2 protein-coding genes are annotated in these 2463 nt (G+C 60.6%); both read left to right on the top strand.

The annotated features are described in order from the left end of the window. The first annotated feature begins 221 nt into the window (after positions 1–221). On the top strand, positions 222–950 hold the full coding sequence (locus tag Q8Q83_RS14040) for an SIMPL domain-containing protein (RefSeq protein ID WP_305624699.1): 729 nt from the start codon (positions 222–224) through the stop codon (positions 948–950). 348 nt (positions 951–1298) lie between these two features. Further along, positions 1299–2463: ABC transporter substrate-binding protein (locus Q8Q83_RS14035; RefSeq protein WP_305624697.1), on the top strand; the 1165-nt coding region annotated here is incomplete at its 3' end.

Here is a 2463-nt window from a genome sequence, read left to right as displayed (position 1 = left end):
AGACCGCTGAAAAATGTAGGCGAGGCAGCCGAGACAAGGCAAAAACAGGCGAGGAAGCGGAGTTTACGAGCTGTAAATGAGCATTCCGAGCCTGTTTTTAACGCCGTATCGGCAACGCAGGTAGTTTTTCAACGGCCTGTTAACCCGACTAGTCAGATTGCTCCGTCTACCCTGTGGAAAACCGCGCATCACCCATGCGCCAGCACTCAAAAGGAATCGCCATGCTGCCCATATCCCGTCTCGCCAGCACCCTGTTGCTCGGCGCCACTGCCCTGCTCAGCGTCGCCGCCCAGGCCGATGAAGCCCGCTACAACCAGGTCGCGCTGCGCGCCGAGGTCAATCAGGAAATCGCCCACGACCTGATGCACGTCACCCTCTATAGCGAAGCCCAGGACAACGACCCGGCCGCGCTGGCCGCACAGATCAGCCAGACCCTCAACGCCAGCATCGCCCAGGCGCGCCAGGTCAAAGGCGTTAGCGTCGCGTCCGGCAGCCGCAACAGCTACCCGGTTTATTCTGAAGACCAGGAGGACGACAAGGGCCAGCAGATCACCGCCTGGCGCGAGCGCGCCGAACTGCGCCTGGAAAGCGCCGATTTCAGCGCCCTGTCCAAGCTCACCGGGGAGATGCTGCAAAGCCTGAAGATGGGCGGCATGAACTTCAGCATCGCCGCCGACACCCGCAAGACCCACGAGGATGCCCTGCTCAAGGAGGCAGTGGCGGCCTTCAAGGCGCGCGCCCAACTGGCCACCGAGGCCCTCGGCGGCACGGGCTACAAACTGGTCAGCCTGAACCTCAACAGCGGCGGCTTCCAACCGCCGATGCCGATGCGCATGGAAGCGATGAAAGGCGCGGCCATGATGGATGCGGCGGTCACCCCGGAGATCGAAGCCGGCACCAGCCAGGTGAGCATCAATGCCGATGGGGTGATTGAAGTGCAGATGCCCTGATTCGTTACACCCGTACACCAGAGTGTCGCCGAGCGGCTCGACCGCAGCCTCTCGGCGACAAATAATAAATACTCATTTAAATCATATACTTATATAAACATAAAGATCCGCCTCGCGGTCTTCCAGGCCCCCATCAGCAGCATCGATAACCCTCCATAAGAAATACCCATCAGCCTGCAAAAAACCCCGCTTTTTTACAGAAATGCGACATCCCCGGACAAACTCACCGCAGCACCTACACTGACTGGCGCCGAACTACTTGCGCTGGGCATAAGCCCTGCATAGTTTCACCCAAGGTCTCCATAAGGGACCCCTCAGGATCACAACCACAATAACCATGAGGTCACTATGCGTAAAAACGCCGTTATCCAGGCTTTGCTCGCGGCTGGGCTGATCGCCAGCACCCCGCTTGCCAGCGCCGCCAGCAACCTGGTGTTCTGTTCCGAAGGCAGCCCGGCCGGTTTCGACCCTGGCCTGTACACCACCGGCACCGACTTCGACGCCGCCGCGGAAACCGTATTCAACCGTTTGACCCAGTTCGAGCGCGGTGGCACCGCGGTGCTTCCCGGCCTGGCGGAAAAATGGGATATCGCCGCCGACGGTCTGAGCTACACCTTCCACCTGCGCCCCAATGTGAAGTTCCATACCACCGAGTACTTCACCCCGAGCCGCAGCTTCAACGCCGATGACGTGCTGTTCACCTTCCAGCGCATGCTCGACAAGGAACATCCGTTCCGCAAAGCCTATCCGAGCGAGTTCCCCTACTTCACCGACATGGGGATGGACGCCAATATCGCCAAGCTGGAAAAGCTCGACGAGATGACAGTCCGGTTCAGTCTCAACGAGGTGGACGCCGCCTTTATCCAGAACCTGGCGATGAGCTTCGCCTCGATCCAGTCCGCCGAATACGCAGGCCAGTTGCTCAAGGCCGGCAAGGCCGCCGACATCAACCAGAAGCCGATCGGCACCGGCCCCTTCGTGTTCAAGCGCTACCAGAAGGACGCGCAGATCCGCTTCACCGGCAACAAGGACTACTGGGTGCCGGGTGACGTGAAGGTCGACAACCTGATCTTCGCCATCAACACCGACGCCTCGGTGCGCATGCAGAAGCTCAAGGCCGGCGAATGCCATATCACCCTCAACCCGCGCCCTGCCGATCTGCAATCGCTGAAGCAAGACCCGAATATCCAGATGCCCGAACAGGCCGGCTTCAACGACGGCTATATCGCCTACAACGTGCTGCACGCGCCGCTGGACCAGCTGGAAGTGCGCCAGGCCCTGGATATGGCGGTAAACAAACAGGCGATCATCGACGCCGTGTACCAGAGCGCCGGCCAACTGGCGGTCAACGGCATGCCGCCGACCCAGTGGTCGTATAACGACAGCATCAAGGACCCCGCCTACGACCCGGCCAAAGCCAAGGAACTGCTCAAGGCCGCCGGCGTCAAGGAAGGCACCGAGATCACCCTGTGGGCCATGCCGGTGCAGCGCCCCTACAACCCCAACGCCAAGC

This window comes from Pseudomonas sp. (genome assembly GCF_030696055.1).
GTDB lineage: Bacteria > Pseudomonadota > Gammaproteobacteria > Pseudomonadales > Pseudomonadaceae > Aquipseudomonas.
Note: the sequence above shows the minus strand (reverse complement) of the source record. Positions and strands in the feature narration are given on the sequence as shown.

Bases quoted from the DNA above. Each gene is read 5' to 3' on its own strand.
- Q8Q83_RS14040 (WP_305624699.1), top strand. From the start codon at position 222: ATGCTGCCCATATCCCGTCTCGCCAGCACCCTGTTGCTCGGCGCCACT.